A 23,915-nucleotide genomic window follows, 5' to 3' on the forward strand; every position below is an offset into this window, starting at 1 on the left:
GCGGGCCTCATCCCCTGCCGGTCGGCGCAGAGGACGCGCGAGCGGGCCGGACGCGGCCCGGGCCCCTCAGTCGCCCCCTCCGTCGCGCCACCACTCCGCGAGCAGCCCGTAGAGCACGTCGTCGGTCCACTCGCCCTTGAGCCAGGTGTACGCGGGCCGCAGGCCCTCGCGCCGGAAGCCCACGCGTTCGAGGAGCCGGGCCGAGGCGTGGTTGCGGGCGTCGCACTCCGCCGAGACCCGGTGCAGGCCACGCCGTCCGAAGAGGTCGCCGAGCACGGCCCGTACCGCCTCGGTCGCGTACCCGCGCCCCTGAGCGGCCGGAGCGAGCGTGAAGCCCAGATCCGCCTGCATACCGTTCTCGTCGAGCCGCACCCCGACGTCTCCCACCAGCGCCCCTGTCGCCCGCTCCTCGACCGCGTACTGGAACCAGCCCGGCGCCTCGGGGTCACCGGCCGCGAACTGCCGCACGAGCAGTCGTGCCTCCTCCTCCCCCACCGGCGCGCTCCACCCCTGGTACCGCGCCACGTCCGGCACCGACCGGTAGGCGGCGAGCACCGGTGCGTCCTCGGGACGGAAGCGGCGCAGGTGGAGGCGGGGGGTGACGAGGAGCGGCATGGGTCCAGTGTGGCGGACGCCAGGGTCGGTTGCGGCGGAGGGCAGCCGTGCGCGCTGGGAGGCCGGGACGGCCATGGGGCCCTGGACGGCTGTGACGGGCGGCTGCGGCGCGCCCCCGAGAGGCCCAGGTCGGCTGCGGCGGTCGGCGCCCTCGCGGAGAACCTCTGGATGTTCGTCAAAATCGAGTGCCTCCGTGGTCGCACCTTCACCACCCGAGCCACGCGCTCTTGGAGAGGGGGTCGGCGATGGCGCCGACGACAGGGTCACCCCGGCTCCGTGTCCGATGGCCCGTCCGCACCCGGACGTGCGTCGCTGGTAGGGCGGGGTGCGGAGCTCCGGAGAGAAGTCCAAGTGCCGCTGTCCGACCCGGGGCAACAGGCAAGGGGAAGACCGGGCGGGCGAACACCCGTGAACCCTCGATGACGTCTCGTGAAGAAAAGCGCTGCCGGTGGGATGCAGCAGCAGGGTGCGGGGCGGGCCGCTGAGACGCGGCAGGCGCCGGACGGATATGCCCGTCGTCCTGGAGGACGCCACCGCTCCGGGATATAGAGGGCGCCCGATCCGGTCGCTCCCACGCGCGGAACGGTTCGGCTTCCGGTGTCGAAGCGGACCCTCGATCTCGTCGGCGACCTGATACGCCAGGAACGCAACCGGCTGAACACCCGCTGGCGTCAAGCCAGTTCCGGGATTCAGGCGGTCATCGTGCTCGCCGTGCTCCGTCACGACCAGCGTCTTGCCGACATGGCCGGCGGTAACGCGGTATCCGCCTCCACCGTGCGCCGCTGGGTGATGGAAGTGATCCGGCTGCTGTCCCCCGTGACCGCGCCCGGACCGCGCACTGAAGAAGATCGCCTGCGGCCGGCGGGGTCGTGGTCCTGCTGGACGGCACCCTCATCCGCACTCGGCGCCGCACTGGGAAGGACAACTGGAAGAACTACAGCGGCGCACACACGTCCCATGGCCTGCTGTTTCTCGCGCTGACCGATCCGTCAAGGACCCGGTGCATCACGTCGCGGGCTCGGCGTCGCGATCCAGTCTCGCCACGACGAGCAGGATGATGCCGACGGTGAAGCTGACGCCGGCGTTGATCAACAGATCCGAGGTTGACATGCCGATGGCGTCCCCCCAGTGGATGACCTGCGCGGCGGAGTCCCAGAGGATGTACATCAGCGCGTTGATCACGATGATCTTGCGGCGGTCGGCAGCGCGCTTGAGGCTCATGGCGACGCATGTGACAGCGATGATCAGTACGTGGTAGCCGGCGATCGCGTACCACTGAAAGTGGCGGATGGGGGTCATCTCGCCGCCGCGGTAGGCGCGGTCCACGACTTCCGGGGTGAAACTGAGAACGATGGTCTGAAGCACGTTGAAGGCGATGTAGATCCAGAGGACGACGCGCAGCGGTAGTCTCATGTGATCATGATGTCAGGCAGGGGCGTTCCCCAACAGCGGCACTGTCCGTTGTGCATTCAGGGTCGATTCTCCGACGTTCGCTGAGAGTTGCCGGGCCCAGAAGCCTTGAAGGAAACTACGAACTACGGCACGTACACGTCGTTCACCGATCGCTGTTCACCGATCGCTCTCCTTCGCGAAGAAGACCACCGCTTTTCGCAGCACCTCGATCGTCTCGGCCTGCTCACGGGTCAACTTGCGCAACCCCTCGGCGCTGACGCCGGGTTCCCGGGCCTCCTCGGTGACGGTCCCACCGGAGGAACGGACCAGAGTGGCCGCGTCCCGCTTGAACTCCTCCGTGTACGCCTACCGGGGTTGCTCTTACTTCCCACCTGGCACTACTTCCTCTGGAACCTCACGACCCAGTCTCCAGGTGTCCAACGTCAAGGGGAAGCTTCACAACCACCAAGCCCCCAACAGGCTTCATCCTGAAACGATCAGTGAGAGGACCTGAACCACTGAGGGGGATCTGACGTCATGCCGCTCTCCTTCGCCTCGTGAAGCCCAATAAGCCATCACCCCCGCACCGGCAGAGCCCGTCGCCCCCCTGCCAGGGAGACGACGGGCTCTCGCGGATGCGGAACTCCAGGTGATCACCCCTCGCGAACAGCCCCGAGGAACGAGGTGAAGGCATCGCGACCGAAGGCGATCACGTCACCTTCGGGGCGCTTGCTGTCGCGGACTGGGACCGTGCCGGTGACGGAGGCCAGGTTGGTGGCCACCGCGACACACGAGCCACCCTGACCGCTGTGAGAGGACGTGCACCAGTGAGGGAGTTGTGCCGCCATGAGTTCTCTCCTCGCCTCGCAAATCACTGAACGCGCCGCCGGCATCCGCTGCGGGGGACGTGCCCCGCTCCCGACCGATGACTACACGGGGATACCCGTCACGTGAGACGACGAAGCCCGCCGCTGCCAGCAGACTGCGACGGACCCCGAAGAACCGGCCGGACCCTACGGAAGCAGGTCGGCCTGCCCCGCGCGCACGCTCGCCGTGAACAGCTCGTAGTCCTTGCGCGAGACGATCAGGACCTGAGCGGCCGGGTCGCCCACGTCCACGGAATCCCGCAGCGCTACGACGCCATCGACAAACGCGACCTCCAGACAGTTGTCACTGCCATTGGACAGTTCGCTCTTCGCCCACTCAGCGTTCGTGAGGTCGACCTTCTTGTTCATGTGTCGGGCCCTTCATGCAGTGCGGCGCCCCCACTTCGCAGTGTAGGAGCTGGAAAGCACCGTCGATCCCGGCGTGGAGACCCGCCCCGGACGGAAGCACCCGAATCGAGACATGAGCGCTCTCCTCGGCGAGGTCGAGGAGACGCTGCACTGCCCCTTCACCAGCTGAGCCCGCCGCCCCCTGTCAGGGAGACGACGGGCTCTCGCGGATGCGGAACTCCAGGCGATCACCCCTGGCGAACAGCCCCGAGGAACGAGGTGAAGGCATCGCGACCGAAGGCGATCACGTCACCTTCGGGGCGCTTGCTGTCGCGGACCGGGACCGTGCCGGTGACGGAGGCCAGGTTGGTGGCCACCGCGACACACGTGCCACCCTGACCGCTGTAGGAAGACGTACGCCACTGGGGCTTGGTAGTCATGCGAGGCCCTTTCGTAGTGCGTGGATCATGGCGACAGTACCCGCAGGGGAAAGCGCGTCGCGCATCAATTGATGGTAGGCCGCAAGCCTCGGCGCGACAGACGCTGCCACTTGGTCCAGATGGCCACGGTGCGCCGACTCCGCGTACGACAGCAGCGTCCGGTCACGCATCGTCAAAATCGTGATGGGGAGCCGGAACGAACGCTGGGCGCCGGCGGTGAAGGGGACCACCTGGAGAACGCTGTTCGGTCGTGCGGCGAACTCAAGCAGTCGATCGAACTGTTCTCGCATGAGTTGCGCGGAACCCATCTGTATGTGCAGGCATCCTTCATCCAGCGCCATGAAGGCAAAAGGAGGCTCGGGGGAACGGTCAAGCAGACTCTGTCGCTCCAGCAGAAGCTTCACCCGCTCTTCCGCCTGCTCGCGCGTAGCCACGCCACGCCGTACGGCATCCGCCTCAATGGCCCTCGCGTAGTCGGGGGTCTGGAGCAGGCCAGTGATCACGCCGGTTTCATAGGACCGGATCTCCACCGCACGCCGTTCGTATTCGAGATACTCCACGACTCCTTCGAGCAGCGGGCGGTTCCTGAGCTTCGCCGCACGTCGTACGAAAACGTCCCCTACCCCGAACACTTGATCGCATCGTGCTGAGAATTGTTGAGTCGGGTGTCTGCGGCCCGTTTCGACCGCCGAGACGTGGCCGCCGCTGCATCCGAGGAGGTCGCCCAGGTGTTCCTGGGACCAGCCTCGCTCGTCGCGCAGCCTGCGCAGATACGCCCCGTAGGCGGCAGCGCCCGAGGAAGTGGGGTCGAGAGACTTCCGGTTGACCATCAGCGGCCCCTTTTCACCAATCAGATGACGCAAGTTGATGAGGAACCCACGATAAGCCACCTTGGGACCATCGGTAGCCACTTCGCTACACAGAGGAGTGATCCCTCATGCCTTTCCCCTCCCGGCAGTTGGGCGCCACGGCGCGGTCCGAGTCGGCCCCTTCCCCCACCTGCCCCACCTGTCGCCGCCTCCGCGCGGAGGAACGCGAGGCCGCCGGGCGTGGCGATCACTCCCGTGCCACCGACTGCCGCGTGCTCATCGCCCGCCACCCGCACGCGGGAGCGGTGGCGTGAGCGGCGCGTTCCCCGGCACCGTCGCGGCGGCGGCCTCGGTCCACGACACCCCCTACACCGTGGTGTCGCGGGGTGGGGACGTGCGGAAGGCCGTGCTGCTCGGTCGGGTGCCGGTGCTCGCGCACCACGAGGCGGCGGGCTGGTTGCGGAGTGAGGCGCTGCGGCTCGCGGTGCGGCTCGATCCCGGACCCGTCGCGCGGTGGCTCGCGCCAGGGCTCGTACGGCCCGTCGCGGCGCGCCGGCCCGACGCCCCGGCCGCGCTGCGCGCGTGGGCCGAGGACGCGGAACGGCAGAGACGCGTACGAGAAGTGCTCGCCCTGGGCTGTCCGTTCACGTTGCGGTGCCCCGACATCGGCGGCACCTGGTACGAGCTGGGCGCCCGCCCGATTCCCCCGGAGGGGACCCACCCCGTACGGGCGAGCGACACCCCCGCGCCGCTCCCGCCCAACCGCTGCGACGCCGAGACCGACGTCCCCGAGATCATGGGGATCTTCGCGAAGCGCGCGAGTTCCGGAGTCCCCGGCGGGGGTGTCGTGGCCCGTACCCGGTGCGGTCTCGCCGCGCATGACGGGGTCGAACACGTCGGTGTCGTACGGCCGTTGTGCGACGGGGCCGTCTGGGTCACGTTCACGCGGGAAGTGCCCCCGTACCAGGCCCGCCGCCTCCCGTTCTGCCCTCGCCCACAGCCCGGCCCCCACCCATGCGGCCTCTACCCCGGCCACCCCGGCAGGTGCGTGCTCGCGACAACAGGCGCGCCCGCTTAGGTACTCGGACCTGCCGACGCCCCTCGCGGGCCTTCTGTCACTCCGCTCCGCCAAGCAGCCGGAACTCGTTGCCGTCCGGGTCGGTGAGGACCGCGTGGCCATCCTCCCGGGCGAGGAGGCGGGCGCCGAGGGCCTGGAGGCGGGCCGCCTCGGACTCGTACGTGCCCGGGGCCTCCGGGACGAGGTCCGGGGCGAAGCGGTCGGGCGCGGTGCGGGGCATCAGCGGGGGGCCGCCCCACGTGAACTTCGTTCCCCCGGCCGGGGACTGGATCGCCGTCTCCTCCCCCTCGTCCCACACCAGCGGCCAGCCCAGCGCCTCGCTCCAGAACACGCCCACCGCGTGGGTGCCGTCGCACGCCAGCGCGCCGATCCTGCCGCAGCCCGCCAGGAAGGCGTTGCCCGCCTCGATCACGCAGAACTCGTTGCCCTCGGGGTCCGCGAGCACCCGATGGCCCTCCTCCGGGCGCTGGCCCACGTCCGTGTGCCGGGCCCCGAGGGACAAGGCGCGCGCCACGGTGTCCTCCTGGTCCGCGGGCGACGCGCTCGTCAGGTCGAAGTGCTGCCGGTTCTGCGCCGTCTTGGGTGCCGCCCCGGGCCGGAAGCGGAGGGGGAGGCCGGGGTTGGTGGCCGGGGTGAACTCGTGGCAGCCGTCGGGCCGTTCCCCCACATCCCCGCCGCCGAGCAGGTCGCACCAGAAGCGGGAGAGGCGCGCGGGGTCCTGCGCCGAGAGGCAGAGCGCGTCGAGTCGTACGGTCATGGGGTTCCGATCTGCGCGGGGAGGTGCGGGATGGTCGCCACGACCACGAGCACCCCCCAGGAAGGAAACGGCCTCATCCTCGGCGCAGTACGCCCTTCCCACCACAGGATTTTCGCCCGCGATTTCGCGGTGGAGCGCCATGTACGTGCCAAGCCGGTCACGAAAGTGGTGACAGGTGGTGCGGGCCGGATGTACTCAGTACCGTGTGAGCGCGCCGTGAGCCGACCCGCACAAGGGAGTTGTCCGTGAATCGCCGTACCGCGTCCGTCCTGACGACCGGGGTCGCACTCGCGCTGGCCGCGTCTCTCTCCGCGTGCGGGGGTGACGACTCCGGGTCGAAGAAGGACGATGGCGTCAAGGGCGCGGAGCCGACGAGGAGCAGCGCCGAGCCGAGTCCTTCACCGAGCCGGAGCGAGAAGACCGCGGAGCGGCCGAAGATCGAGCTGCCGGAAGACCTGAAGATCGCGTTCGACTGGCCCGGCACAGGGGACACGAAGAAGGACGCTGTCTACAAGGACACCGAAGAGTTCATCAAGTCGCTCCAGATGGCTGTCACGCGGCAGAAGCCCACGGACCCCGGCTTCCGCTTCTACGCGTCCGGGGAGGCCGCTGCCAACGCCCAGGCTTACGTGCAGCGCTTCGTGGACACGAACGACCGTGTCACCGGCTCCATGCGCTACACGAAGCCGAACCTCAAGCTCAACGACGACGGGACGGCGGGCTTCGTCTACTGCGAGGACCAGAGCAAGGCGTACCGCAAGAGTGTCAAGACCGGAAAGACGAAACTCACCCAGGGTTCGAAGGACGACTACGTCCTCTACAACGCCCGCCTGCGCCTGAACGACCAAGGCGTCTGGGTCACCGAGAAGCTGATCTCCGACGCCGGGAGTGCGCTGTGCCAGCCATGACGACGAAGCGGCTCGCCCTCCCCGTGGCGGTGACCGGCGTGCTTCTTCTGGCCGCCGTGCCCGCGCACGCCGGTACCGGGGACGACTTCGGCGGCGACCAGGCCCACGTCTCCGGCGACGCCAACCCCGACGGCGCGCTGTCCGCCACCGCGGGCGCCGTCGTCTTCGATCGTTCGCACAACGGCTCCGGTGCCAAGGCCGGTCCCGTCACCGCCGCCTCGGACTGGACCCCGCCCGCCTGTTACTACGCGCCGAAGTACTCTCCCGCCCAGCTCAAGGCGTACCTGGAGCCGATCTGGGCGGCCGAGTCCACCGGCTACGAGTGGGACGCGAAGCAGCGGGCGTACTACAAGGACGGCGACTACCCGGAGTTCAACAAGGAGAAGACCGGCAAGGGGTACTGGTGGGCCTCGTACGTCACGCCCGGCCGTGAGGGCGAGCCCGGGGCGCTCGACTGCGACAAGCCGATCTTCTGGGTCGACAAGGGCGATCCGCCGCCCGCCGGTATCCCGCAGGCCATCACCCCGGAGATGCTCGCGCGCCTCGCGTACGCCGAGGTCCGCGTCCCCTCCACGAAGGTGCGGCTCGCGCCCGGGGACGCCTCGAAGGTGAACCTGCCGACGTGGGCCTGGCTGGACGCGGGCGACTTCGCGCCGGTGTCGGTGACGGCCTCCGTGCCGCTGCTCGGCATCCGGGCGACGACGACGGCGACCGCGCACTCGCTCGCGCTCGAACCCGGCACGCCCGACGCCCGCACCCTGCCCGGCTCAGGGGTCTGCCCGCTCGCGGGCGGGCGGATCGGCGAGCCCTTCGCGCGGGGCAAGGCGGACCGCACACCGCCGTGCGGGGTCACGTATCTGCGCTCCTCGGGAGACGCGACCTTCCCGCTGCGTGCCACGCTCACCTGGAAGATCAACTGGACCGGTACGGGGGTCGCCGCGCCGCAACCGCTCCCGGACGGGAGCTTCGGCGCGGAGCAGGATGTCACGGTACGGGAGATCCAGTCCGTCAACCGCTGACCGGGCCCCCCTCGTCCGCCCCGCGCGAGGAGGCCCGGCGGGCGACCGTCTCGGCCATGCCGGGGAGGAAGTCCGCGAAGAGGTCGTGCACTTCGTTGACGAGAGGGCGCAGCACGCGGAACCGGGAGAGGCGGACGCCGTGCGCGGTGAGGCGGGCGGCGCGCTCGGCGAGGCGGTACGTCTTCTCATTGCCCTCCGAGCGGTCGAAGACCCAGTACAGGACCAGGCCCATCTGTGCCAGCCACATCAACTCGGGCAAGGCGTCGGCGAGTTCCGGCGTCACCTTCGCCCTGGAACCGGCGAGGACCTCGCGGTGGATGTCGAGCGAGACGTCCCGCGCCGGCTCGGACTCGGGTGAGAAGGGGCTCAGGGGGCTGTCGGGGTCGGCGGCGTTCTTGAAGAACTGACCGGCGAAACCGTGGTACGGGGCGGCGACTTCGAGCCACGCCTTGAGGACACCCAGGAAGCGCTTCTCGAAGTCCCGCTCCCCGTCGAGCACAGGGCGCACGGCCACCGCGTGCTCGGCGACGATGCGGTCGTAGAACCCTTGGACGAGGTGTTCCTTGCCTGCGAAGTAGTAGTACGCGTTGCCGACCGAGACCCCGGCCTCCTGCGCGATGGCCCGCATGGTCGTCTTGTCGTACCCGCGCTCGCGGAAGAGACGGAGGGCGGTCTCGATGATGAGGGCCCGGGTCTGCTCGCCCTTGGGGAGGTTCTTCTGCCGGGAAGCACTCCCGGCCCTCCCGGCCGCACCGGCCCCCTCGGCCTCCCGGGTCCGCCTGGGCTCACCGACCGCCTCGGCCTTCCCGGCCCCCTCAGGCTCACCGACCGCCTCGGCCTCCCCGCAGGACTTCCCGGAAAACTTCCCGGAACGCGGCGCGGGGCCCGCCTCCTCCGGCTCGGGACCCCGCGCCTCTTCGCTGTTCATCTCCTCGACCACGACACCCGACCCTAGGCCACCTCGCCCCCTCCCCAGCGGTCCGGCCCCGGCCGCCTGTACACCCAGCCGCGCTCGGGCAGGTACTCCCAGCCGTCCACGCGGCGGCAGCCCCCCGCGCCGCAGCCCTCGGGCTGCCGCCGCGCCTCGCGCCACCTCGCCGCGCGCAGGACCGCGGTCCGGGCGAGCCGCGCACCCGCCGGGGTGCTCAGCCGCAGGGCCAGCGACCGGTACTCCGCGAGCGCCCACAGGCAGACGATCCAGGCGGCCGGCCCCCGGTAGACCTGCCCACCGTCCCCGACGACCGTGATCTCGGCGAGCGTCGCGGCCTGGTCGAGACCGGGGAAGCGGGCCGCGGCCTCGGCGGAGCCGACGGGAACGAAGGCGAGCGGGACGAGCTGCGGTCTGCCGCCGAGCCACTTCCGTACGTACGAGCACAGGGAGCACTCGGCGTCGTAGAGCACCGTGAGGCCGAAGACCTCGCCCCCTTCGCCCCGGGGGCGGATCTTGTTGAGCACGTACACGTTCCCCAGGTGCAGGACACCGAGCACGAGCAGGACGACACCGAGCTTGACCGAGAGCGCCTCGAAGACGCCCGAAGCGTCCCGTACCACCTTGTCGGAGCGCAGGTAGAGCGCCACGAAACCGAGGTTGACGAGGTAGAAGCCGACGACGAGCAAACGGTTCACCGCCTCGGCGAGCGGCTCGTTCCCCTTGAGGACGTCCGCGAGGAAGATCCGCCCGTTGCTGCTGAGCGTCCGCGCGACCCAGACCGTGAGCCCGACGCTGATGGCCAGGTACACGACGTACGTGACAACCGTGAGGTCCATTGCCCCACCTTTCTTCCCTCGAACCGGCTGAACACTTGAACGCGTTCAAAAGTGCCGTCGTCGATGACGGTAGACTCGTTCTTGAACATGTTCAAGTCCGGAGCCGGGGCCGATTCGAGGGCGCTTCCGGGCAATTTCGGCGTGCTGTCGGGGCCAGGACCGGAACGCCTCGCCCGGTCCGGCGGGACCGGGCCAGACGACGGTGCGGCGGCCGGTCCCGCCGGTGGCGCCCGGGACGACGCCGAGGACGGGGCATACGAGGTGGTGTGCGCGGTGTTCAGTCAAGGCGGGCGACTCGCGGCGGGCATGTCGCGGACGCCCGGCACCCGCGCGTACGTCGCAGCCGCTCCGGCCCTTCCGGTGTGCACGGACACGTGCGGGACGGCAAGGTGGAAGCCGCGGACGGCGTGCCGTGCGCGGCTCGGCTACGACTGAAGAGGGATGACGGCATGGCGCAGACGGAGAAGGCGGTCCTCGCGGGCGGCTGCTTCTGGGGGATGCAGGACCTGGTGCGCAAGCAGCCCGGGGTGGTCTCGACCCGGGTGGGCTACACGGGCGGCGAGGTCGCGAACGCCACGTACCGCAACCACGAGGGGCACGCCGAGGCGATCGAGATCCTCTACGACCCCGAGCGCACCAGCTACCGGAACCTCCTGGAGTTCTTCTTCCAGATCCACGACCCGTCCACGAAGGACAGGCAGGGCAACGACATCGGTTCGAGCTACCGCTCCGCGATCTTCTACACGAACGAGGAGCAGCGCGAGACGGCCGAGCGCACGATCAGGGATGTCGACGCGAGCGGCCTGTGGCCGGGCAAGGTCGTGACCGAGGTCGAGCCCGCGGGCGACTTCTGGGAGGCCGAGCCGGAGCACCAGGACTACCTGGTGCGCTACCCGGAGGGCTACACGTGCCACTTCCCGCGACCGAACTGGAAGCTGCCCTCCGCCGAGGCGAAGTGAGACGGCGGGGACGGTAGCGACAGGCGACGGTACGGGGCGGGGACGGTAGCCCTGAACGGTAGCGGCAGGCGGCGGTCCCGGGCGGGGCGGGCGTTCACCAGGCGGTGGACGCCCGCCCCTTTCCTGGGGGGGGGCCGAGGGTGACGCGGGCGGCGGGGGCTCAGCGAGGTCCGGCGCGCGTCGGCCGCCCCTGGTCCCCCGCCCTCACGCACCTCCCGCCCCGTGCCCCACCCCCCGCCTCCTCACGCGCCCGGCACGATTCCGTCGATCAGCAGGTCGAGACGCGCTTCCCCGCCCTCCGTGGGGACCCGTCCCGTCGCGGACAGGACGGAGATGCCGTGCAGCGCCGCCCACAGCAGCTCCGCGCGCCCCTCCCGGGCGTCCGTCTCCTCGGGCAGCGCCTCCACGAAGGCGTCGAAGGTGTCGCGCAGCACCTCCGGCGTCTCCTCGCCGGCGAACGTCAAGCCGGTCGGCATGACGAACATGGCCTGGTAGAGCGCCTCGTGCTCGACGGCGAAGTCCAGGTAGGCCCCGCACACCGCCCGGACCACGCTCCGCCGCCCGGGCCCCGCCGCGGCCCGCGCCCGCCGCAGCAGAGCGCCCAGTTCGGCGAAACCCTCCTCGGCGACCGCTTCGACGATCGCGCCCTTCCCCTTGAAATGGCTGTAGAGCACGGGCTGGCTGTACTCCACCCGTTCCGCGAGGCGGCGGGTGGTGACCGCCTCCCAGCCCTCGGACTCGGCCAACTCCCGTGCCACGGAAAGGATCAGCCGGTGCCGCTCGGCTCGTTCACGTTCGCGACGGTTCGCTGTGATGGACATGCTCCGAATTCTAGCGTCGCTAGACAACAGGCCGACGCTATGCCTAGCATTGCTAGCGAAGAGAGCGGCGCTCGACACGAGGTCGGCGCCGACCGAAGGGGAGTACGCCCGTCATGCCTACCGTCCTCACCACCACGGCCACCGTCACCGCCTGGGCGATCGCCGTCGGGATCATGCTCATCGGGGCCCGTTTCCAGTTCACGCCGCGTGCCGCCACCGACTTCGGCATCCCGGACACCCCCGCCGAGCTGCCGGCCTTCCGCGCCTGGAGTTCCGTGAAGGGGAACCGCGACATCACCCTCGGGCTCATGCTGATGATCGGGCTGCTCGGCGGAGGCCACCACCTCGCGGGATGGCTGGCGCTGGCGGGCGCGGGCGCCGCGGCGGCCGACGCGCTCGCGGTGCGGTTCAGCGGCGGGCCGGTCGCGGCGTGGCTCGGCATCCACGGCGCCACCGCGGCCGTCCTGGCCGCCGCCGGGGTCGTCCTCCTGCTGTCCTGAGCCGCGCGGCGCACGGCAGGGGCGCGCCCGAAGCCGGTCCCAACGGCTCCGGGCGCCCCCGTCTCACCGTGTCCACGCCCTTCTCCCAGGGCCTCCCGCCCGTCCGGAGGCGGGGCGGAGGCGGGCGCGTCATGCTGGGGGTACGGGGCACGATCAGGGGGAACACGACCGGGGCACGATCGGGGGACGTACCGCCGCCTTCGCCGGAAGGGACCCGCCCATGGAACCGCTCGGCACGTACCGCGACCGGCGCGACTTCACCCGCACCAGGGAGCCGTCCGGCACGGGCTCGCTCGCGGCGGACGCCAAGGCGCACCCGCGCTTCGTCGTCCAGATCCACGACGCGCGCCGGATGCACTTCGACTTCCGCCTGGAGGTGGACGGCGTCCTGAAGTCGTGGGCGGTGCCCAAGGGGCCGTCCGACGACCCGCGCGACAAGCGCCTCGCGGTCCCCACGGAGGACCACCCCATGGAGTACCGCACCTTCGAGGGCGTGATCCCGAAGGGCGAGTACGGGGGCGGCACCGTACTGGTCTGGGACCAGGGCACCTACGAGCCCCTGAGCCACGACAAGCGCGGCCACCCCCTCCCCTTCGACGAGGCGCTCGCCTCCGGCCACGCGACCTTCCGCCTGGAGGGCGACAAGCTCCACGGCGAGTACGCGCTCACACGCTTCCGCACGGGCGGCAAGGGCGAGGAGGCGTGGCTCCTGATCAAGGCCCGCGAGAAGGGCGTACGCCCCGGCGAGGGGCACGGCACCCCGGACCCGCACCGCGCCCGCTCGGCCCGTACGGGCCGCACGCTGGGACAGGTGGCGGAAGAGGACTGACCGACCCGGAGAGGACTGAGAGAAGTGACCCGAGCCAGCACTGCGGCGACCCTCATGGAACGCCACGGCACGACCTACGCGGCCGAAGCGGGCATCACCCTCCGCGACACCCCGCAACCGCTCTACCAGCTCCTCGTCCTGAGCCTGCTGCTGTCGGCCCGTATCCGGGCGGACGTGGCGACGGCGGCGGCCCGCGCGCTCTTCGCGCACGGCCTGCGCTCGCCGAAGGCGATGGAGGAGGCAAGCTGGCAGGAACGCGTGGACGCGCTGGGCGAGGGCCACTACCGCCGGTACGACGAACGCACGGCGACCCAGCTCGGCGAGGGCGCCGACCTGGTCCGCGAGGAGTGGTCGGGAGACCTGCGCAAGGCCCGTCAGAAGGCGGACGGCGACGAGCGGACGCTCGCCTCGGAGCTCCGCGAGATCCCGGGCATCGGCCCCACGGGAGTGGACATCTTCCTCCGCGAGGCCCAGTCCGTCTGGCCCGAGTACGCCCCCCGCTTCGACGCGAAGGCCCTCCAGGGAGCCGAACGCCTGGGCCTGCCGAAGGACCCCCGCCGCCTCGCCCGCCTGACGGACGACCCGGCGACCTTCGCGGCGGCACTGGTCCGCGCGGCCCTGGACAAGAAGGTGGTGGAAGACGTCAAGGAGCACGCCTCCTGACGCCCACCGGGCGGAGCGCGTCGGTGAGCGGTCAGCGTCGGCCACGCGCTCGCGCCCGGCGCGGCGAGAGTGCGTACCGGGCGCCATGGGCGCTGTGCGGTGGGCGCTGTGCGGGACTGCGCGGATACGCCCTCGCCCCACCGCCGCCACTGACGGCCGGGGGAAACGGCCGCGCGACCAGCCCTTTTCAGCTCGACTCCCGCACCACCAGCCGGGTCGCCAGGACCGTCTGACGGCCCGGCGTCCCCTTCGGGGTGCCGGCTCCCGCGCCGCGGGCGGCGATCTCGTCGAGGAGCATACGGGTCATCACGCGGCCCATCTCGGAGGTCGGCTGGCTCACGCTGGTCAGGGGCGGGTCGAGGTGGCGGGCGATCGCGCTGTCGTCGAAGCCGATCAGGGCGACGTCCTCGGGGATGCGGCGGCCCGCGGCCCGCAGGGTGTGACGGGCGCCGGAGGCGAGGAGGTCGGAGGCGGCGAAGACGGCGTCGAGGCCGGGTGCGCGGTCCAGGAGTTCGGCCATCGCGCGACGGCCGCCCTCCTCCGTGAAGTCCGCTTCCGCGACGAGGGGTTCGCCCTCGACCGAGGCGCGGTAGCCCGCGAGGCGGCGCTCGGCCCCGTAGACCTCCAGGCGGCCCGTGATGTGGGCGATGCGGCGACGGCCCCGGCTCTGGAGGTGGCGGACGGCGGCGACGGCGCCGCCGTAGTTGTCGGAGTCGACCGAGGGGAGCGTCTCGGCGGCGGAGCGGGGGCCGCTGATGACGGCGGGCATGCCGAGTTCGGCGAGGCGGTCGGGGAGCGGGTCGTCGGCGTGGACCGCGACGAGCAGGACGCCGTCGACGCGGTGCGCGTCGAGGTAGCCGGACAGCCTGCCGCGTTCGCGTTCGCCGCCCGCGAAGGTCAGGAGGAGCTGGAGGGGCGTGTCGGCGAGCGCGCTGCCGATGCCGAGGACGATGTCGGAGAAGTACGGCTCGGCGAAGAAGCGGGTCTGCGGCTCGGGGACGACGAGCGCGATCGCGTCCGCGCGGTTCGCGGCGAGCGCGCGCGCCGCGGTGTTCGGCACGTAGCCGAGTTCGAGCACGGCGGCCTCGACGGCGGCGCGCGTACGCGGGCTGACCTTGGGCGAGCCGTTGATGACCCGCGAGACGGTGCCGCGCCCCACGCCCGCACGGCTCGCGACCTCCTCAAGGGTCGGCCGTCCGGCGCCCCGCTTCACCCGCGTCATCTCGCTCTCCCACCACTCGCCCTGCCGTACGGGGCACCTCGGCACCTGCGCACCCGCGCGCGCCCATTGTGCGCATGGGGCGCGCCCGGCGGGAGAGGGGTCCGGTCCCCCTCACCCTCGCGACCCGCTCCCCCGCACCCACGGGCCCCGGCCACCCGTGCCCCTCACCCCCACCGCACCACCCCGGTCACCGCCCCTCGAAACGGCCCCCGCGCCCCGCACCCGTTTGCCCCGGCGCCGCCCACGGCCCCGTACGTCCTTCCGCCCCGCACGCCCCCGCGTGCCACCCGGCTCCCCCGCCCCGCACTGCTAATTTCCCCGTTATGCCCGAATCGACCCCCTGTACTCGGCGTAAGGGGATCGTCCACGACCGTCCCCGCGCCCCCTCCGCCTCGCCGTCGCCGTCCCCTCGGCACGCCGACCGCGCCCCGTGGCCCCGTGACACGGAGCCGTGCGCCTTCGGCGACGCCCCGCTGACGATCCACGGCGCGGTCGTCGTCCTGCCGAACCACTGAGACTCCCTACGGGTCCCTCTCCAGGAGTACGCCATGAACCAGCCCGCATCCCGTGCCGTCGACCACTCCTCCGGCTACAGCCGCGAGCAGATCAGGCGGTACGGGCGGCTCAGCCCGTTCGAGCTGAAGGACGTCTTCATCGGCCTCGCGCAGCACAAGCAGGAGGACGAGCCGGGCCGGAAGGGCACCTCCCAGACGCAGATGCTCAACGCGGGCCGGGGCAACCCGAACTGGCTCGCGACGGGGCCGCGCGAAGCCTTCCACGCGCTCGGCTACTTCGCGCTGGAGGAGTCGCAGCGCGTGTGGACGGCCGACCACCTCGGCGGGATGCCGGAGGCGCGCGGCGCGGGCGAGCGCCTCGACTCGTTCCTGCGCCGCCACCCCGGGCTCCCCGGCACGGAGCTGCTCGGACGGTGCGTCGCGGAGGCGCGGCGGCGCTTCGGGCTCGACCCGGACACGCTCGTGCACGAACTCGCCGACGGCGTCGCGGGCGACAACTACCCCGTCCCGGGCCGCGTCCTGCCCTGCGCCGAGCGGATCGTCCGGGGGTACCTCGGTGAGGAGCTGTACGGGGGCGCGCTGCCGGAGGGGAACGTGAGCCTCTTCGCGACCGAGGGCGGCACGGCCGCGATGTGCTACATCTTCGACTCGCTCCTGAAGAACGACGTCGTCAAGAAGGGCGACCGCGTCGCGCTCATGGTGCCGGTCTTCACCCCGTACATCGAGATCCCGGGACTCGACACCTTCGACTTCGACGTCGTCCTCGTCCGTGCGAGCATGCGCGCGGAGGAAGGGGTGCGGGAGTGGCACTACCCCGAGGAGGAGGTCGCGAAGCTCGCCGATCCCTCGGTCAGGCTCGTATGCCTCGTCAACCCGAGCAACCCGCCGTCGCTGGCGCTGAGCGAGCGCGTCAGGAACCAGCTCAAGGACATCGTCGCCGGGCCCAATCCGGACCTCGTCATCGTGACGGACGACGTCTACGGGACCTTCGTCGAAGGCTTCACCTCGCTCGCCTCCGACCTCCCGCACCACACGCTGCTCGTGTACTCGTACGCGAAGCACTTCGGCGCGACGGGCTGGCGGCTCGGTGTCGTCGCGCTGCACGACGAGAACGTGATCGACCGGCGGATCGCCGCGCTGCCCGAGGAGGCGAAGGACCGGCTCGCCAAGCGGTACGGGACGCTCACGCTGGAACCGGAGAGGATGCGGTTCATCGACCGCATGGTCGCCGACTCGCGGGACGTCGCACTCCACCACACGGCGGGGCTCTCGACACCGCAGCAGGTCCTCATGACGCTCTTCTCGCTCTTCGGCCTGCTCGACGAGGGCCGGGCGTACAAGCACCGCGTCCGCCGGATCGTCGCCGACCGGCTGCGACTTCTCCTGGAGGGCGCCGGGATGACGCTCCCCGAGGACCCGCTGCGGGCCGGGTACTACGTCGAGCTGGACCTCCTCGCCGAGGCCGGGCGCACACGCGGCGCCGACTTCGCTCGCTACCTCCGGGACACGTACGAGCCCATCGACCCGCTCTTCCGCCTCGCCGAGCAGACCGGTGTCGTCCTCCTCAACGGCGGCGGCTTCGACGGCCCGGAGTGGTCGGTACGGGTCTCGCTCGCGAACCTCGACGACCTCGACTACCTGCGGATCGGGCACCGCCTGCGGGCCGTCTTCGACGAGTACGAGGAGGAGTGGCGGCGGGCGAAGAACTGACGCGTGCCGGAAGAGCTGACGCGGCCCGGGTGGTGCGCACGGCACACGGGTGGTGGCCCCAGGAAGAGTCTTCCGGGGGCCACCACCCGTGACCGGGGTCGCCGAGGGCTCCGCGCCTCTTCCCGGACGCGCCGGTCGCTCCGGCCGTCCACGAGGCGTCGTCAGCCGTGGCGCTCTCCTCAGTCCTTGGCGATGTCCTTCATCTTCTCCTTGGCCTGGCGGGCGTCGCCCTTCATCTGGTCGGCACGGCCCTCCGCGGTGAGCCGCTCGTTGCCCACCGCACGGCCGGCCGTCTCCTTGACCTTGCCCTTGGCCTGCTCGGTCTTCGCCTGGGTCTTGTCGTCCGTGGCCATGTCGCGCTCCGTCCGTTTGGTCCAGTAAGTTCCGTCACGATCCGGGTGCCCGAGGGACGCGAGGGAAAACCCGCGAGTCCGGGAAAGTTCCGCGCGGGCCCCCTCAAGCGCTCCGTCCGGTGGTCCCGCGGGCGCGTCAGTCGGGTGGTCCCGCGGGCGCGTCAGTCGGGTGGTCCCGCGGGCGTGTCAGGAGAGCGGCGGCAGGGGCAGGGCCGGGGGCGGTGCCGGCTCCCGTACGGGAGGGTCGAGCTTCACGCCGACCCCCCGCAGCGTGTGGAGGTAGCGCGGGGCCGCGGCTGTCTCACCGAGCTTGCGCCGCAGCCAGGAGAGGTGAACGTCGATGGTCTGGTTGTCGCCGTAGGACTGCTGCCACACCTCGGCGAGGAGTTCGCGGCGCGGGACGACCACGCCGGGGCGGCCCGCGAGGAAGGCGAGAAGGTCGAACTCGCGTCGGGTCAGGTCCAGTTCCACGCCGTCGAGTTCGGCGCGGCGGCGTAAGGGGTCGACGCGCAGTCCGCCGACCGTGAGGACGCCCGCGGGCTCCTCGCGGCCCGGCCGGGAGCGGCGCAGCACCGCGGTCATACGGGCGAGGAGGTGGACGGCGGAGAAGGGCTTGACGAGGTAGTCGTCGGCGCCGTCGTGGAGGAGGCGGACGATCTCGGCCTCGTCCTCGCGGGCGGTCGCGACGATGACGGGCACGTTGGTGAGGCCGCGCAGCATCCGCAGCGCCTCCGCCCCGCCGAGGTCGGGCAGGCCCAGATCGAGTACGACGAGGTCCACCTCGTGCTGGGCCACCTCCCGCAGCGCCTCCAGGGCCGTGCCCACGCTGCGCACCGCGTGCGCGGCCTCCGACAGGTGCCGGATCAGGGCCGAACGCACGAACGGGTCGTCCTCCACCACGAGCACACGCGCCATAGGCAGGGACGGTAGCCCATCCGGCGGGCGCGAGGCCCCGGAAGGGCCCAAACGGCCCTGGCGGGAGCGTGGTTGGCGCGGTAGGGGCGGGTGGGGCCGGGGGTGCGGGGCGGCCGTGACCTGGGAGGTTTCGCGCCACCCCCGTAGCATGCCCGGATGGCACGGAAGAGGAACGAGGCCGGAGGGCTCACGGCCGAGGTGGCCGGCGGGCGCGCGGAGCTGGTCCCCGAGCGCGGGCGCGCGCGGGCCTTCACCCTGACGCTGGACGGGGCGCCGCAGTCCTACGTGGATCTTGACGCGCCCCAGCACCTCGACTTCGCCTACCAGCGCCGCATCGGCCACCTCGCCGACCTGATCGCCCCGGCGGGACACCCCCTGCGAGTGCTGCACCTCGGCGGCGGCGCGCTGTCGCTCGCGCGGTACGTGGCCGCGAGCCGCCCGCGCTCGACGCAGCAGGTCGCCGAGGTCGACGCGGCGCTGACCGCCTTCGTGCGCGCGCACCTGCCGCTCGATCCGCGGGCGCGGGTACGGGTACGGGCCGCCGACGCGCGCGAGGTGCTCACCAAGCTCCCCGAGGACTGGGCCGACCTGGTCATCGGGGACGTCTTCGCGGGCGCCCGCACACCCGCGCACCTCACGAGCACCGAGTACCTCGTCGAGGTCCGCCGCGTACTGGCCCCGGCGGGCACGTACGTCGCGAACCTGACCGACGGGCCGCCGCTCGCCTTCCTGCGCGGCCAGATCGCGACAGCGGCGGAGGTCTTCCCCGAACTCGCTCTCGCCGCCGACCCCGCGGTGCTGCGCGGCAAGCACTTCGGCAACGCGGTCCTCGCCGCCTCGGCCGTCCCGCTCCCCCTCGCGCCCTACACCCGCGCGGTCGCCTCCGACCCCCACCCCGGCCGCGTCGAACACGGCCGCGCGCTCCGGGACTTCACGGGCGGGGCGACAGCGGTCCGGGACACAACCGCGAAACGCTCACCGGCCCCACCGGCGGGGGTGTTCGCGCCGTAGGAGGCGACGGGGGGCGGACCGGGGACGGAGGGACGGGCCCGGGTGCCGGTCCAGGGACGCCCGGCGACTGCGGGCGACGGGGACGGGCCGGGCTGTCCCGCGACGGCGGGGGGATCGGGCGACGACCGTCCCCCGGGCGGCGAGTGTTGAGCGCGGTTCTCTGGACCGCAGCGCACTCTCAACTGTTCACCCCGGCCTCCCACTTGAGCCGGTGCAGCGTGTAGTCGCTGAGGAGGTGTCGGCTCCGGCCGAGCAGTTCCCCCACCTCCGCGTCTCCGCGCCGCTCGTCCGGGGACGGATGCCAGCGCTGCACTGAGTGCGCGGCCCAGGTGCGCAGCTTCACATCGGGATCCTGGAGCAGACCGACCGCCGCCCGAATCGCCACGATGCCGCCGCGCGCGTCGAGCAGCCGGAAGGCGCCGACGCGGACGTGCCGCGGCCGCTGGGAACCGGTGCGCTCCAGTAGCCAGTCGGCGGGCAGCTCCTTGGCCGAGGGCAGCAGGGCGGTGGTGGTCTCGCGGACGACCTCGGGGGCAGGGTCGTCGAGAAGCGGCCGTATCTGCTGCGCGTCTGCACAGTCCAGCGTCCGCAACCCTGCTACCGCCCGCGCCCGCACCCTGGCCGCCGGGTGCGCGAGCAGCGGCCGCAGCAGCCCGGCGTCCGCGCGGTTCCCGCACTCGGCCAGCCCGATGACCGCACCGGGCGGCAACTCGGGGTGGTCAGGTGCCATGCACCGCTCCCTGTACCAGGCGGCCGGGTCACCGCCCCGTTGTCGTACGACATACCGGGCACAAGCGCGCACGATCGCGGAACGGTCGCTGAGAAACGGCTCCGCCCGCTCCGGCCACCCCGCCCGTCTCAGCGCGGTGACGCCGGTCGAACGGACACGCGGGTTGCGTGCGGACAGTAGTAGAGGCAGCACAGCCTCGTAGGCATCCTCATCCCCCAGAGCCGTGAGCGCCGCTGTGGCACACAGGTCCTGGACCACGGTGTCCTGGTCCCAGGCGGCGGCGCGGGCCAGCTCGGCGGGACGGAGCAGGCGGCCCTCGATGGCCAGCCGGTACGCGAACCGCCGGACGATGCGGTCGGGGGCGGTGAAGAGGACAGCGAGCTGCCCGTGAGATGCCTGGCGCAGGACGTGGCCGAGCACCTCGACGCCGAAGGCACCTCTGCCGCGGCGGCCGACGCGGAGGATGAGCGGCGCGAGGTCGAGGGCAGAGCCCACGTTCAAGGCTTCGCACAGCAGCCGCCGCGCGTGCTCGCGCACCGGCCCGACCCAGTCGGCGCACCGGATCACGACCAACGGCAACAGACCGGGGTACCGGACCGACTGACGTACCGCCTCCTGACGGATCCGCCCGTCGCGGTGGCAGAGGGCGAGGGCGAGCCGTGATTCGTCGGCCTGAGCCAGGTCGGCGGGCAGGGGGGCGGAGCGCTCCCACCCCGGCAAGACCTGAGAGCGGTGCCAGGCCACCTCACGCACCCCTGCGTCCAGCGCGAGCCAGTCAGCGGGATCGGCGACATCGAGCGTGCGCCGAAGCGGCGCACCTCCCGCGAGCCGTATTGCTGCCGCTCTCCCGCCTTCGACGTCCTCAAGCATTCCCACCCCTCCAAAGCATTCCCACCCCTCCAGCAGCCGTACCGGGTGATCGTAGGGGGCCGGGTCCGCGCAGGGCGCGGGAAATATGGCCCGCGAGCGCCGAGAACGAGGGGGTCCCGGCCGAGCGGGCCGCCGAGCTGTGGGCGATCGCCCACGGCGTCGCCGCGCCGGCCGTCGGCGGCGGGCTCGGCACGTGGTGCGAGGAGCCCGGCCCGAGGAGGTCGCCGCGCGGGCCGCGCGCTCCTGGGTGGCCGGGTTCGCGGGCTGAGGCAACGAGCCCCGCCACTCGGCCCGCCGTGACGCGCGCGCACCTCGCGGCGGGCGAGGGAAGCGGAGCGGATGGCGTTTGTTCCGCCCTTCCGGCCGAGCCGGTTCGCCCAGCGCTACCGGCCTGATCCCCGGCGGGCGCGAGGCAGGGGCCGCGCGGTGGGGCCCCCGCCGGGTCAGCGCCTGCCGTCCGCCGCCTCGATCGTGCGGGCCGCCTCGCCCAGCGCGTGGCGCAGGATCGCCGGGTCCGTGGACTCGCCGCTCTCCTCGGGCGGCAGCAGCCACGTGCCCGTCGCGTTGCCCGTGTGCCCGCAGGCGTCCGGCGGGGTGGTGAGCCGCAGTCCGCGCCCGGCCGTCTCCGTACACGCGCTGCCCGGCACGTCCCAGCCGCGCGCGGTCCCCTCGGGGACGACGAAGCCGAGCGTCTCGCAGGGGGCGTCGTGCACGACCGGGCCGAGCAGCGGTGTGCTGCGCCGCAGGATGTCCACCGCTTCGAGGCCCTGGCGCACGGGGACCGTGACGAGGTCCCAGGCGGGCGGGAGGCCCATCGGCGGCTGGGCCGGCAACGGATCGGTGGACGCAGTGGACTCCGGCACGGGAACCCCTCCTTATCGCTGCGAAGCCGGGGGCACCTCCCGGCCGCCAGGCCGGGGGCGCGGCTCCTCGTTCCCCGCACCGTCCAACGCGCGCACCCCCTCGGGGGCTACGGCACGACACCACCGAGAAGCATGGCATTTCATGGCGGATCACGGCCGCTCCTCCCCCGTCAGCCAACCGCCTGTGTCGATCCGGTCACAGCGGGTATCTTTCTGCTCCGTCGGCACACGAGTGGCCCCGTCTCGACGGCCGCCCCGCCCCGACCCCGTACCGCACGAAAGGCCGGTCATGACCTCGTCGGCACCGCAGCCGCTTTCGTCCCAGGAGCCTGCCGGAGAGCGTGGCGCCCCCTCGCCACCCCACGTGCCGAACTCGCCCCCACAGGTGCTGGAGCAGCGCGTTCCCCGGCCGAACACCGCTTTCCGCGCGCTGCGCGGGCGGCTCTCGCCGGGGGAGTTCGCGGCGCGGGTGCGGCGGGCGGGACGGGAGATCGGCGAAGCGGTCTCGTGCGACGCGCGGTACATCGGACGCGTCGAGGCCGGGGAGATCCGCTGCCCCAATTACGCCTACGAACGAGTGTTCCTGCACCTGTTTCCCGGGCACACACTCAGTGACCTCGGTTTCGCTCCGCGCGAGACGGTACGGGGACGCAGGGCGGCACGCCCGACGCCCCCGGGCCAGCAACCGCCTTACGCGCCGCCGCGACCGGGCGCGCCGCCGGACGGGCACCGGCAGGCGCCCGCCGACGGCGAGCCGCACCGACACGACGAGGAGAGCGACGTGCACCGTCGCGCGTTCATCGGTTCAGGGGCGGCGACGGCCGGCGCGCTCGCGGCCGGACTCCTCGGTACGGGCGCGACGGCCGCCGCCGCGCCGCGGATTCCCGCGATCCCTGGGCAGCGGGCGGGCGAGCGGGAGATCGCCGCCGTCGAGGACGCGGTACGGGAGATCAGGCGCCTCGACGACAGGCACGGGGCGGGCCGGGTCTTCCAGCACGCGGCCGGGGTGCTCCGCAGCACGCACGAGTTCCTCGACGCGGGCACCGCGCGGCAGTCCACCAGCGACCGGCTGCACGTGGCGGCGGGCGAGCTGTCCCTCTCGGTGGGCTGGCTCGCGCACGACTCGGGCCGCTACGCCGACGCCCGCTCGCACTACGGGGAGGCGCTCGCCGCCGCCCGGCTCGCGGACGACGCGGGCCTGGAGGCGCACGCCTTCTGCAACTCGGCCTTCCTCGCGCGCGACGCCGGGCACCCGCGCGAGGCGGTGCGCGCGGCCCAGGCGGGGGCGCGGGCCGCGCGGCGGCTCACCGCGCCGCACCTGCTCTCGCTGCTCGCGCTGCGCGAGGCGGGCGGGCGCGCCGGGCTCGCGGACCGCGCGGCCTGCGAGGAGGCGCTCGCGCGCGCCCACCGCCTGTACGCGAAGGGGCCGGGCCCCGACGACCCCGAGTGGCTGCTCTGCTTCTACAGCGAGGCGGAACTCGACTGGCTGGAAGCGCAGTGCTGGAGCAGCCTCGGCGACTGGCCCCGCGCCCTCACCCACGCCCGCCGCGCCGCCTCCCACGCGGCCACCCGCACGCCGCACCTGACCCGCAACCAGGCCCTCTACACCGCCGAACTCGCGCAGGACCTCAGCGCCGCCGGCCACCCGGAGGAGGCGGCGACGACGGGCCGTGCGGTCCTCCGCCTCCTGCACCGCGAGGTCCGCTCCTCCCGCATCGACGCCATACTCCGGACGACCCGGGGACGGCTGGCGCAGCACGGGGCCAGGAGAAGCGAAGAGGTGGCACGCTTCCTGGCGGCGGCCTGACCCGCCCGAGCCCGCGCGACCGCCCGGCGCGGCGGGGCGGGGCGGGAGACAGCGCGGCGGTGGCGGGACGCTCGTCGCGCGCGGGGCGCGAGGTAGGAGCGACCGGGCACGTCGAGCCGCCCGATACCGGCGCGGGCGCTCCCGGCGG

At 72.4% G+C, this 23,915-nt stretch carries 29 protein-coding genes and 2 pseudogenes; 13 read left to right on the forward strand and 18 right to left on the reverse strand.

Going from position 1 to position 23,915, the window contains the following annotated elements; genetic code table 11:
• Positions 1–66 precede the first annotated feature (66 nt).
• The gene (locus IF99_RS0118760; protein ID WP_030997697.1) at positions 67–615 is read right to left on the reverse strand and encodes a GNAT family N-acetyltransferase; all 549 of its coding nucleotides are present in this window, start codon (positions 613–615) and stop codon (positions 67–69) included.
• A 597-nt stretch (positions 616–1,212) separates the two neighbouring features.
• Between IF99_RS0118760 and IF99_RS32545 the strand changes: the two genes are divergently transcribed.
• The gene (locus IF99_RS32545; RefSeq protein WP_199806516.1) at positions 1,213–1,596 is read left to right on the forward strand and encodes a hypothetical protein; all 384 of its coding nucleotides are present in this window, start codon (positions 1,213–1,215) and stop codon (positions 1,594–1,596) included.
• A gap of 24 nt (positions 1,597–1,620) precedes the next feature.
• Here the strand turns inward: IF99_RS32545 and IF99_RS0118765 are convergent, their stop codons facing one another.
• The 7 genes and pseudogenes from IF99_RS0118765 to IF99_RS0118790 all read right to left on the reverse strand — a co-directional run bounded on the left by IF99_RS0118765 (position 1,621) and on the right by IF99_RS0118790 (position 4,491).
• On the reverse strand, positions 1,621–2,028 hold the full coding sequence (locus IF99_RS0118765; RefSeq protein ID WP_030997698.1) for a hypothetical protein: 408 nt from the start codon (positions 2,026–2,028) through the stop codon (positions 1,621–1,623).
• Positions 2,029–2,184: 156 nt separating this feature from the next.
• Positions 2,185–2,358, reverse strand: a pseudogene (locus IF99_RS35770) (hypothetical protein); the annotation flags it as partial.
• A gap of 302 nt (positions 2,359–2,660) precedes the next feature.
• Positions 2,661–2,855 (reverse strand): DUF397 domain-containing protein, encoded by a 195-nt coding sequence (locus IF99_RS0118775; RefSeq protein WP_030997700.1) that lies wholly within the window; start codon positions 2,853–2,855, stop codon positions 2,661–2,663.
• Between the two features lie 165 nt (positions 2,856–3,020).
• Positions 3,021–3,242, reverse strand: coding sequence for a DUF397 domain-containing protein (locus IF99_RS0118780; RefSeq protein WP_030997701.1), 222 nt, complete (start codon positions 3,240–3,242; stop codon positions 3,021–3,023).
• A complete protein-coding gene (locus IF99_RS34995; protein ID WP_234340754.1) occupies positions 3,211–3,342 on the reverse strand; it encodes a hypothetical protein in 132 nt (43 codons plus the stop codon). The genes IF99_RS0118780 and IF99_RS34995 overlap by 32 nt, the downstream gene beginning before the upstream one ends.
• Positions 3,343–3,469: 127 nt before the next feature.
• Positions 3,470–3,661 (reverse strand): DUF397 domain-containing protein, encoded by a 192-nt coding sequence (locus IF99_RS0118785; protein WP_030997702.1) that lies wholly within the window; start codon positions 3,659–3,661, stop codon positions 3,470–3,472.
• Positions 3,658–4,491 carry a helix-turn-helix domain-containing protein gene (locus tag IF99_RS0118790; RefSeq protein ID WP_030997703.1) on the reverse strand — a complete coding sequence of 278 codons (834 nt, stop codon included), beginning with the start codon at positions 4,489–4,491 and terminating at the stop codon, positions 3,658–3,660. Before IF99_RS0118790 ends, IF99_RS0118785 begins: the two co-directional genes overlap by 4 nt.
• A 107-nt stretch (positions 4,492–4,598) precedes the next feature.
• Between IF99_RS0118790 and IF99_RS0118795 the strand changes: the two genes are divergently transcribed.
• The gene (locus IF99_RS0118795) at positions 4,599–4,784 is read left to right on the forward strand and encodes a hypothetical protein (protein ID WP_030997704.1); all 186 of its coding nucleotides are present in this window, start codon (positions 4,599–4,601) and stop codon (positions 4,782–4,784) included.
• Positions 4,781–5,548 carry a hypothetical protein gene (locus tag IF99_RS0118800; RefSeq protein ID WP_030997705.1) on the forward strand — a complete coding sequence of 256 codons (768 nt, stop codon included), beginning with the start codon at positions 4,781–4,783 and terminating at the stop codon, positions 5,546–5,548. Before IF99_RS0118795 ends, IF99_RS0118800 begins: the two co-directional genes overlap by 4 nt.
• Before the next feature lie 37 nt (positions 5,549–5,585).
• Here the strand turns inward: IF99_RS0118800 and IF99_RS0118805 are convergent, their stop codons facing one another.
• Positions 5,586–6,305, reverse strand: coding sequence for a VOC family protein (locus tag IF99_RS0118805; RefSeq protein ID WP_030997706.1), 720 nt, complete (start codon positions 6,303–6,305; stop codon positions 5,586–5,588).
• Positions 6,306–6,550: 245 nt separating this feature from the next.
• On the opposite strand from IF99_RS0118805, the gene IF99_RS0118810 reads away from it, so the two are divergent.
• A complete protein-coding gene (locus tag IF99_RS0118810) occupies positions 6,551–7,213 on the forward strand; it encodes a hypothetical protein (RefSeq protein ID WP_030997707.1) in 663 nt (220 codons plus the stop codon).
• Positions 7,210–8,232: a hypothetical protein gene (locus IF99_RS0118815; protein WP_030997708.1), complete on the forward strand. Its 1,023-nt coding sequence runs from the start codon at positions 7,210–7,212 to the stop codon at positions 8,230–8,232. The genes IF99_RS0118810 and IF99_RS0118815 overlap by 4 nt, the downstream gene beginning before the upstream one ends.
• Here IF99_RS0118815 and IF99_RS0118820 read toward each other — a convergent pair.
• The 3 genes and pseudogenes from IF99_RS0118820 to IF99_RS34370 form a co-directional block, all read right to left on the reverse strand.
• Positions 8,222–9,160: a TetR/AcrR family transcriptional regulator gene (locus tag IF99_RS0118820; protein WP_030997709.1), complete on the reverse strand. Its 939-nt coding sequence runs from the start codon at positions 9,158–9,160 to the stop codon at positions 8,222–8,224. The two genes, IF99_RS0118815 and IF99_RS0118820, sit on opposite strands and share 11 nt — an antisense overlap.
• 23 nt (positions 9,161–9,183) lie before the next feature.
• Positions 9,184–9,675 (reverse strand): thiol-disulfide oxidoreductase DCC family protein, encoded by a 492-nt coding sequence (locus IF99_RS0118825; protein WP_030997710.1) that lies wholly within the window; start codon positions 9,673–9,675, stop codon positions 9,184–9,186.
• Positions 9,661–9,999: pseudogene (locus IF99_RS34370) on the reverse strand (hypothetical protein); the annotation flags it as partial. The gene IF99_RS0118825 and the pseudogene IF99_RS34370, both read right to left, overlap by 15 nt.
• A gap of 449 nt (positions 10,000–10,448) precedes the next feature.
• Between IF99_RS34370 and msrA the strand changes: the two are divergent.
• The gene (msrA, locus tag IF99_RS0118835; RefSeq protein ID WP_030997711.1) at positions 10,449–10,958 is read left to right on the forward strand and encodes a peptide-methionine (S)-S-oxide reductase MsrA; all 510 of its coding nucleotides are present in this window, start codon (positions 10,449–10,451) and stop codon (positions 10,956–10,958) included.
• Positions 10,959–11,200: 242 nt separating this feature from the next.
• Here the strand turns inward: msrA and IF99_RS0118840 are convergent, their stop codons facing one another.
• A complete protein-coding gene (locus tag IF99_RS0118840) occupies positions 11,201–11,779 on the reverse strand; it encodes a TetR/AcrR family transcriptional regulator (protein WP_030997712.1) in 579 nt (192 codons plus the stop codon).
• A 113-nt stretch (positions 11,780–11,892) separates the two neighbouring features.
• On the opposite strand from IF99_RS0118840, the gene IF99_RS0118845 reads away from it, so the two are divergent.
• The 3 genes from IF99_RS0118845 (at position 11,893) to IF99_RS0118855 (ending at position 13,771) form a co-directional block, all read left to right on the forward strand.
• Positions 11,893–12,279 (forward strand): DUF4267 domain-containing protein, encoded by a 387-nt coding sequence (locus IF99_RS0118845; protein ID WP_030997713.1) that lies wholly within the window; start codon positions 11,893–11,895, stop codon positions 12,277–12,279.
• A gap of 220 nt (positions 12,280–12,499) precedes the next feature.
• Positions 12,500–13,108, forward strand: coding sequence for a DNA polymerase ligase N-terminal domain-containing protein (locus IF99_RS0118850; protein ID WP_030997714.1), 609 nt, complete (start codon positions 12,500–12,502; stop codon positions 13,106–13,108).
• 54 nt (positions 13,109–13,162) lie between these two features.
• Positions 13,163–13,771 (forward strand): endonuclease, encoded by a 609-nt coding sequence (locus IF99_RS0118855; RefSeq protein WP_199806518.1) that lies wholly within the window; start codon positions 13,163–13,165, stop codon positions 13,769–13,771.
• 187 nt (positions 13,772–13,958) lie between these two features.
• Here IF99_RS0118855 and IF99_RS0118860 read toward each other — a convergent pair whose 3' ends face one another.
• Positions 13,959–14,993 carry a LacI family DNA-binding transcriptional regulator gene (locus IF99_RS0118860; protein ID WP_030997717.1) on the reverse strand — a complete coding sequence of 345 codons (1,035 nt, stop codon included), beginning with the start codon at positions 14,991–14,993 and terminating at the stop codon, positions 13,959–13,961.
• Between the two features lie 323 nt (positions 14,994–15,316).
• Here IF99_RS0118860 and IF99_RS34045 point away from each other — a divergent pair, with 323 nt between their 5' ends.
• On the forward strand, positions 15,317–15,508 hold the full coding sequence (locus IF99_RS34045) for a hypothetical protein (protein ID WP_158716622.1): 192 nt from the start codon (positions 15,317–15,319) through the stop codon (positions 15,506–15,508).
• A gap of 33 nt (positions 15,509–15,541) precedes the next feature.
• Positions 15,542–17,218 carry a bifunctional aspartate transaminase/aspartate 4-decarboxylase gene (locus tag IF99_RS0118865; RefSeq protein WP_030997718.1) on the forward strand — a complete coding sequence of 559 codons (1,677 nt, stop codon included), beginning with the start codon at positions 15,542–15,544 and terminating at the stop codon, positions 17,216–17,218.
• Between the two features lie 179 nt (positions 17,219–17,397).
• Here IF99_RS0118865 and IF99_RS32555 read toward each other — a convergent pair whose 3' ends face one another.
• Together IF99_RS32555 and IF99_RS0118875 are read right to left on the reverse strand one after the other, a co-directional pair.
• On the reverse strand, positions 17,398–17,571 hold the full coding sequence (locus tag IF99_RS32555; protein ID WP_078655155.1) for a CsbD family protein: 174 nt from the start codon (positions 17,569–17,571) through the stop codon (positions 17,398–17,400).
• A gap of 186 nt (positions 17,572–17,757) precedes the next feature.
• Positions 17,758–18,486 (reverse strand): response regulator transcription factor, encoded by a 729-nt coding sequence (locus tag IF99_RS0118875; RefSeq protein ID WP_051703565.1) that lies wholly within the window; start codon positions 18,484–18,486, stop codon positions 17,758–17,760.
• Positions 18,487–18,642: 156 nt separating this feature from the next.
• On the opposite strand from IF99_RS0118875, the gene IF99_RS0118880 reads away from it, so the two are divergent.
• On the forward strand, positions 18,643–19,497 hold the full coding sequence (locus IF99_RS0118880) for a spermidine synthase (protein WP_030997720.1): 855 nt from the start codon (positions 18,643–18,645) through the stop codon (positions 19,495–19,497).
• A gap of 178 nt (positions 19,498–19,675) precedes the next feature.
• Here IF99_RS0118880 and IF99_RS0118885 read toward each other — a convergent pair whose 3' ends face one another.
• Both IF99_RS0118885 and IF99_RS0118890 read right to left on the reverse strand, forming a co-directional pair.
• On the reverse strand, positions 19,676–21,097 hold the full coding sequence (locus tag IF99_RS0118885) for a hypothetical protein (protein ID WP_030997721.1): 1,422 nt from the start codon (positions 21,095–21,097) through the stop codon (positions 19,676–19,678).
• A gap of 443 nt (positions 21,098–21,540) precedes the next feature.
• Positions 21,541–21,912, reverse strand: a complete 372-nt coding sequence (locus tag IF99_RS0118890; RefSeq protein ID WP_051703566.1) for a hypothetical protein — start codon at positions 21,910–21,912, stop codon at positions 21,541–21,543.
• Between the two features lie 190 nt (positions 21,913–22,102).
• On the opposite strand from IF99_RS0118890, the gene IF99_RS35000 reads away from it, so the two are divergent.
• A complete protein-coding gene (locus tag IF99_RS35000) occupies positions 22,103–23,767 on the forward strand; it encodes a hypothetical protein (protein ID WP_234340751.1) in 1,665 nt (554 codons plus the stop codon).
• Positions 23,768–23,915: the final 148 nt, after the last annotated feature.

It is taken from the genome of Streptomyces sp. NRRL F-5630 (genome assembly GCF_000719475.1).
Classification (GTDB): Bacteria; Actinomycetota; Actinomycetes; order Streptomycetales; family Streptomycetaceae; genus Streptomyces.

Bases quoted from the DNA above. Each gene is read 5' to 3' on its own strand.
- IF99_RS34045 (WP_158716622.1), top strand. From the start codon at position 15,317: ATGCCCGAATCGACCCCCTGTACTCGGCGTAAGGGGATCGTCCACGAC.
- IF99_RS0118855 (WP_199806518.1), top strand. From the start codon at position 13,163: ATGGAACGCCACGGCACGACCTACGCGGCCGAAGCGGGCATCACCCTC.
- IF99_RS0118815 (WP_030997708.1), top strand. From the start codon at position 7,210: ATGACGACGAAGCGGCTCGCCCTCCCCGTGGCGGTGACCGGCGTGCTT.
- IF99_RS0118805 (WP_030997706.1), bottom strand. From the start codon at position 6,305: ATGACCGTACGACTCGACGCGCTCTGCCTCTCGGCGCAGGACCCCGCG.
- IF99_RS0118890 (WP_051703566.1), bottom strand. From the start codon at position 21,912: ATGGGCCTCCCGCCCGCCTGGGACCTCGTCACGGTCCCCGTGCGCCAG.
- IF99_RS0118840 (WP_030997712.1), bottom strand. From the start codon at position 11,779: ATGTCCATCACAGCGAACCGTCGCGAACGTGAACGAGCCGAGCGGCAC.
- IF99_RS0118775 (WP_030997700.1), bottom strand. From the start codon at position 2,855: ATGGCGGCACAACTCCCTCACTGGTGCACGTCCTCTCACAGCGGTCAG.
- msrA (WP_030997711.1), top strand. From the start codon at position 10,449: ATGGCGCAGACGGAGAAGGCGGTCCTCGCGGGCGGCTGCTTCTGGGGG.
- IF99_RS0118875 (WP_051703565.1), bottom strand. From the start codon at position 18,486: ATGGCGCGTGTGCTCGTGGTGGAGGACGACCCGTTCGTGCGTTCGGCC.
- IF99_RS0118765 (WP_030997698.1), bottom strand. From the start codon at position 2,028: ATGAGACTACCGCTGCGCGTCGTCCTCTGGATCTACATCGCCTTCAAC.
- IF99_RS32555 (WP_078655155.1), bottom strand. From the start codon at position 17,571: ATGGCCACGGACGACAAGACCCAGGCGAAGACCGAGCAGGCCAAGGGC.
- IF99_RS0118880 (WP_030997720.1), top strand. From the start codon at position 18,643: ATGGCACGGAAGAGGAACGAGGCCGGAGGGCTCACGGCCGAGGTGGCC.
- IF99_RS0118760 (WP_030997697.1), bottom strand. From the start codon at position 615: ATGCCGCTCCTCGTCACCCCCCGCCTCCACCTGCGCCGCTTCCGTCCC.
- IF99_RS0118850 (WP_030997714.1), top strand. From the start codon at position 12,500: ATGGAACCGCTCGGCACGTACCGCGACCGGCGCGACTTCACCCGCACC.
- IF99_RS0118885 (WP_030997721.1), bottom strand. From the start codon at position 21,097: ATGCTTGAGGACGTCGAAGGCGGGAGAGCGGCAGCAATACGGCTCGCG.
- IF99_RS35000 (WP_234340751.1), top strand. From the start codon at position 22,103: ATGGCGGATCACGGCCGCTCCTCCCCCGTCAGCCAACCGCCTGTGTCG.
- IF99_RS0118845 (WP_030997713.1), top strand. From the start codon at position 11,893: ATGCCTACCGTCCTCACCACCACGGCCACCGTCACCGCCTGGGCGATC.
- IF99_RS0118860 (WP_030997717.1), bottom strand. From the start codon at position 14,993: ATGACGCGGGTGAAGCGGGGCGCCGGACGGCCGACCCTTGAGGAGGTC.
- IF99_RS0118795 (WP_030997704.1), top strand. From the start codon at position 4,599: ATGCCTTTCCCCTCCCGGCAGTTGGGCGCCACGGCGCGGTCCGAGTCG.
- IF99_RS0118790 (WP_030997703.1), bottom strand. From the start codon at position 4,491: ATGGTCAACCGGAAGTCTCTCGACCCCACTTCCTCGGGCGCTGCCGCC.
- IF99_RS0118865 (WP_030997718.1), top strand. From the start codon at position 15,542: ATGAACCAGCCCGCATCCCGTGCCGTCGACCACTCCTCCGGCTACAGC.
- IF99_RS0118780 (WP_030997701.1), bottom strand. From the start codon at position 3,242: ATGAACAAGAAGGTCGACCTCACGAACGCTGAGTGGGCGAAGAGCGAA.
- IF99_RS0118785 (WP_030997702.1), bottom strand. From the start codon at position 3,661: ATGACTACCAAGCCCCAGTGGCGTACGTCTTCCTACAGCGGTCAGGGT.
- IF99_RS0118820 (WP_030997709.1), bottom strand. From the start codon at position 9,160: ATGAACAGCGAAGAGGCGCGGGGTCCCGAGCCGGAGGAGGCGGGCCCC.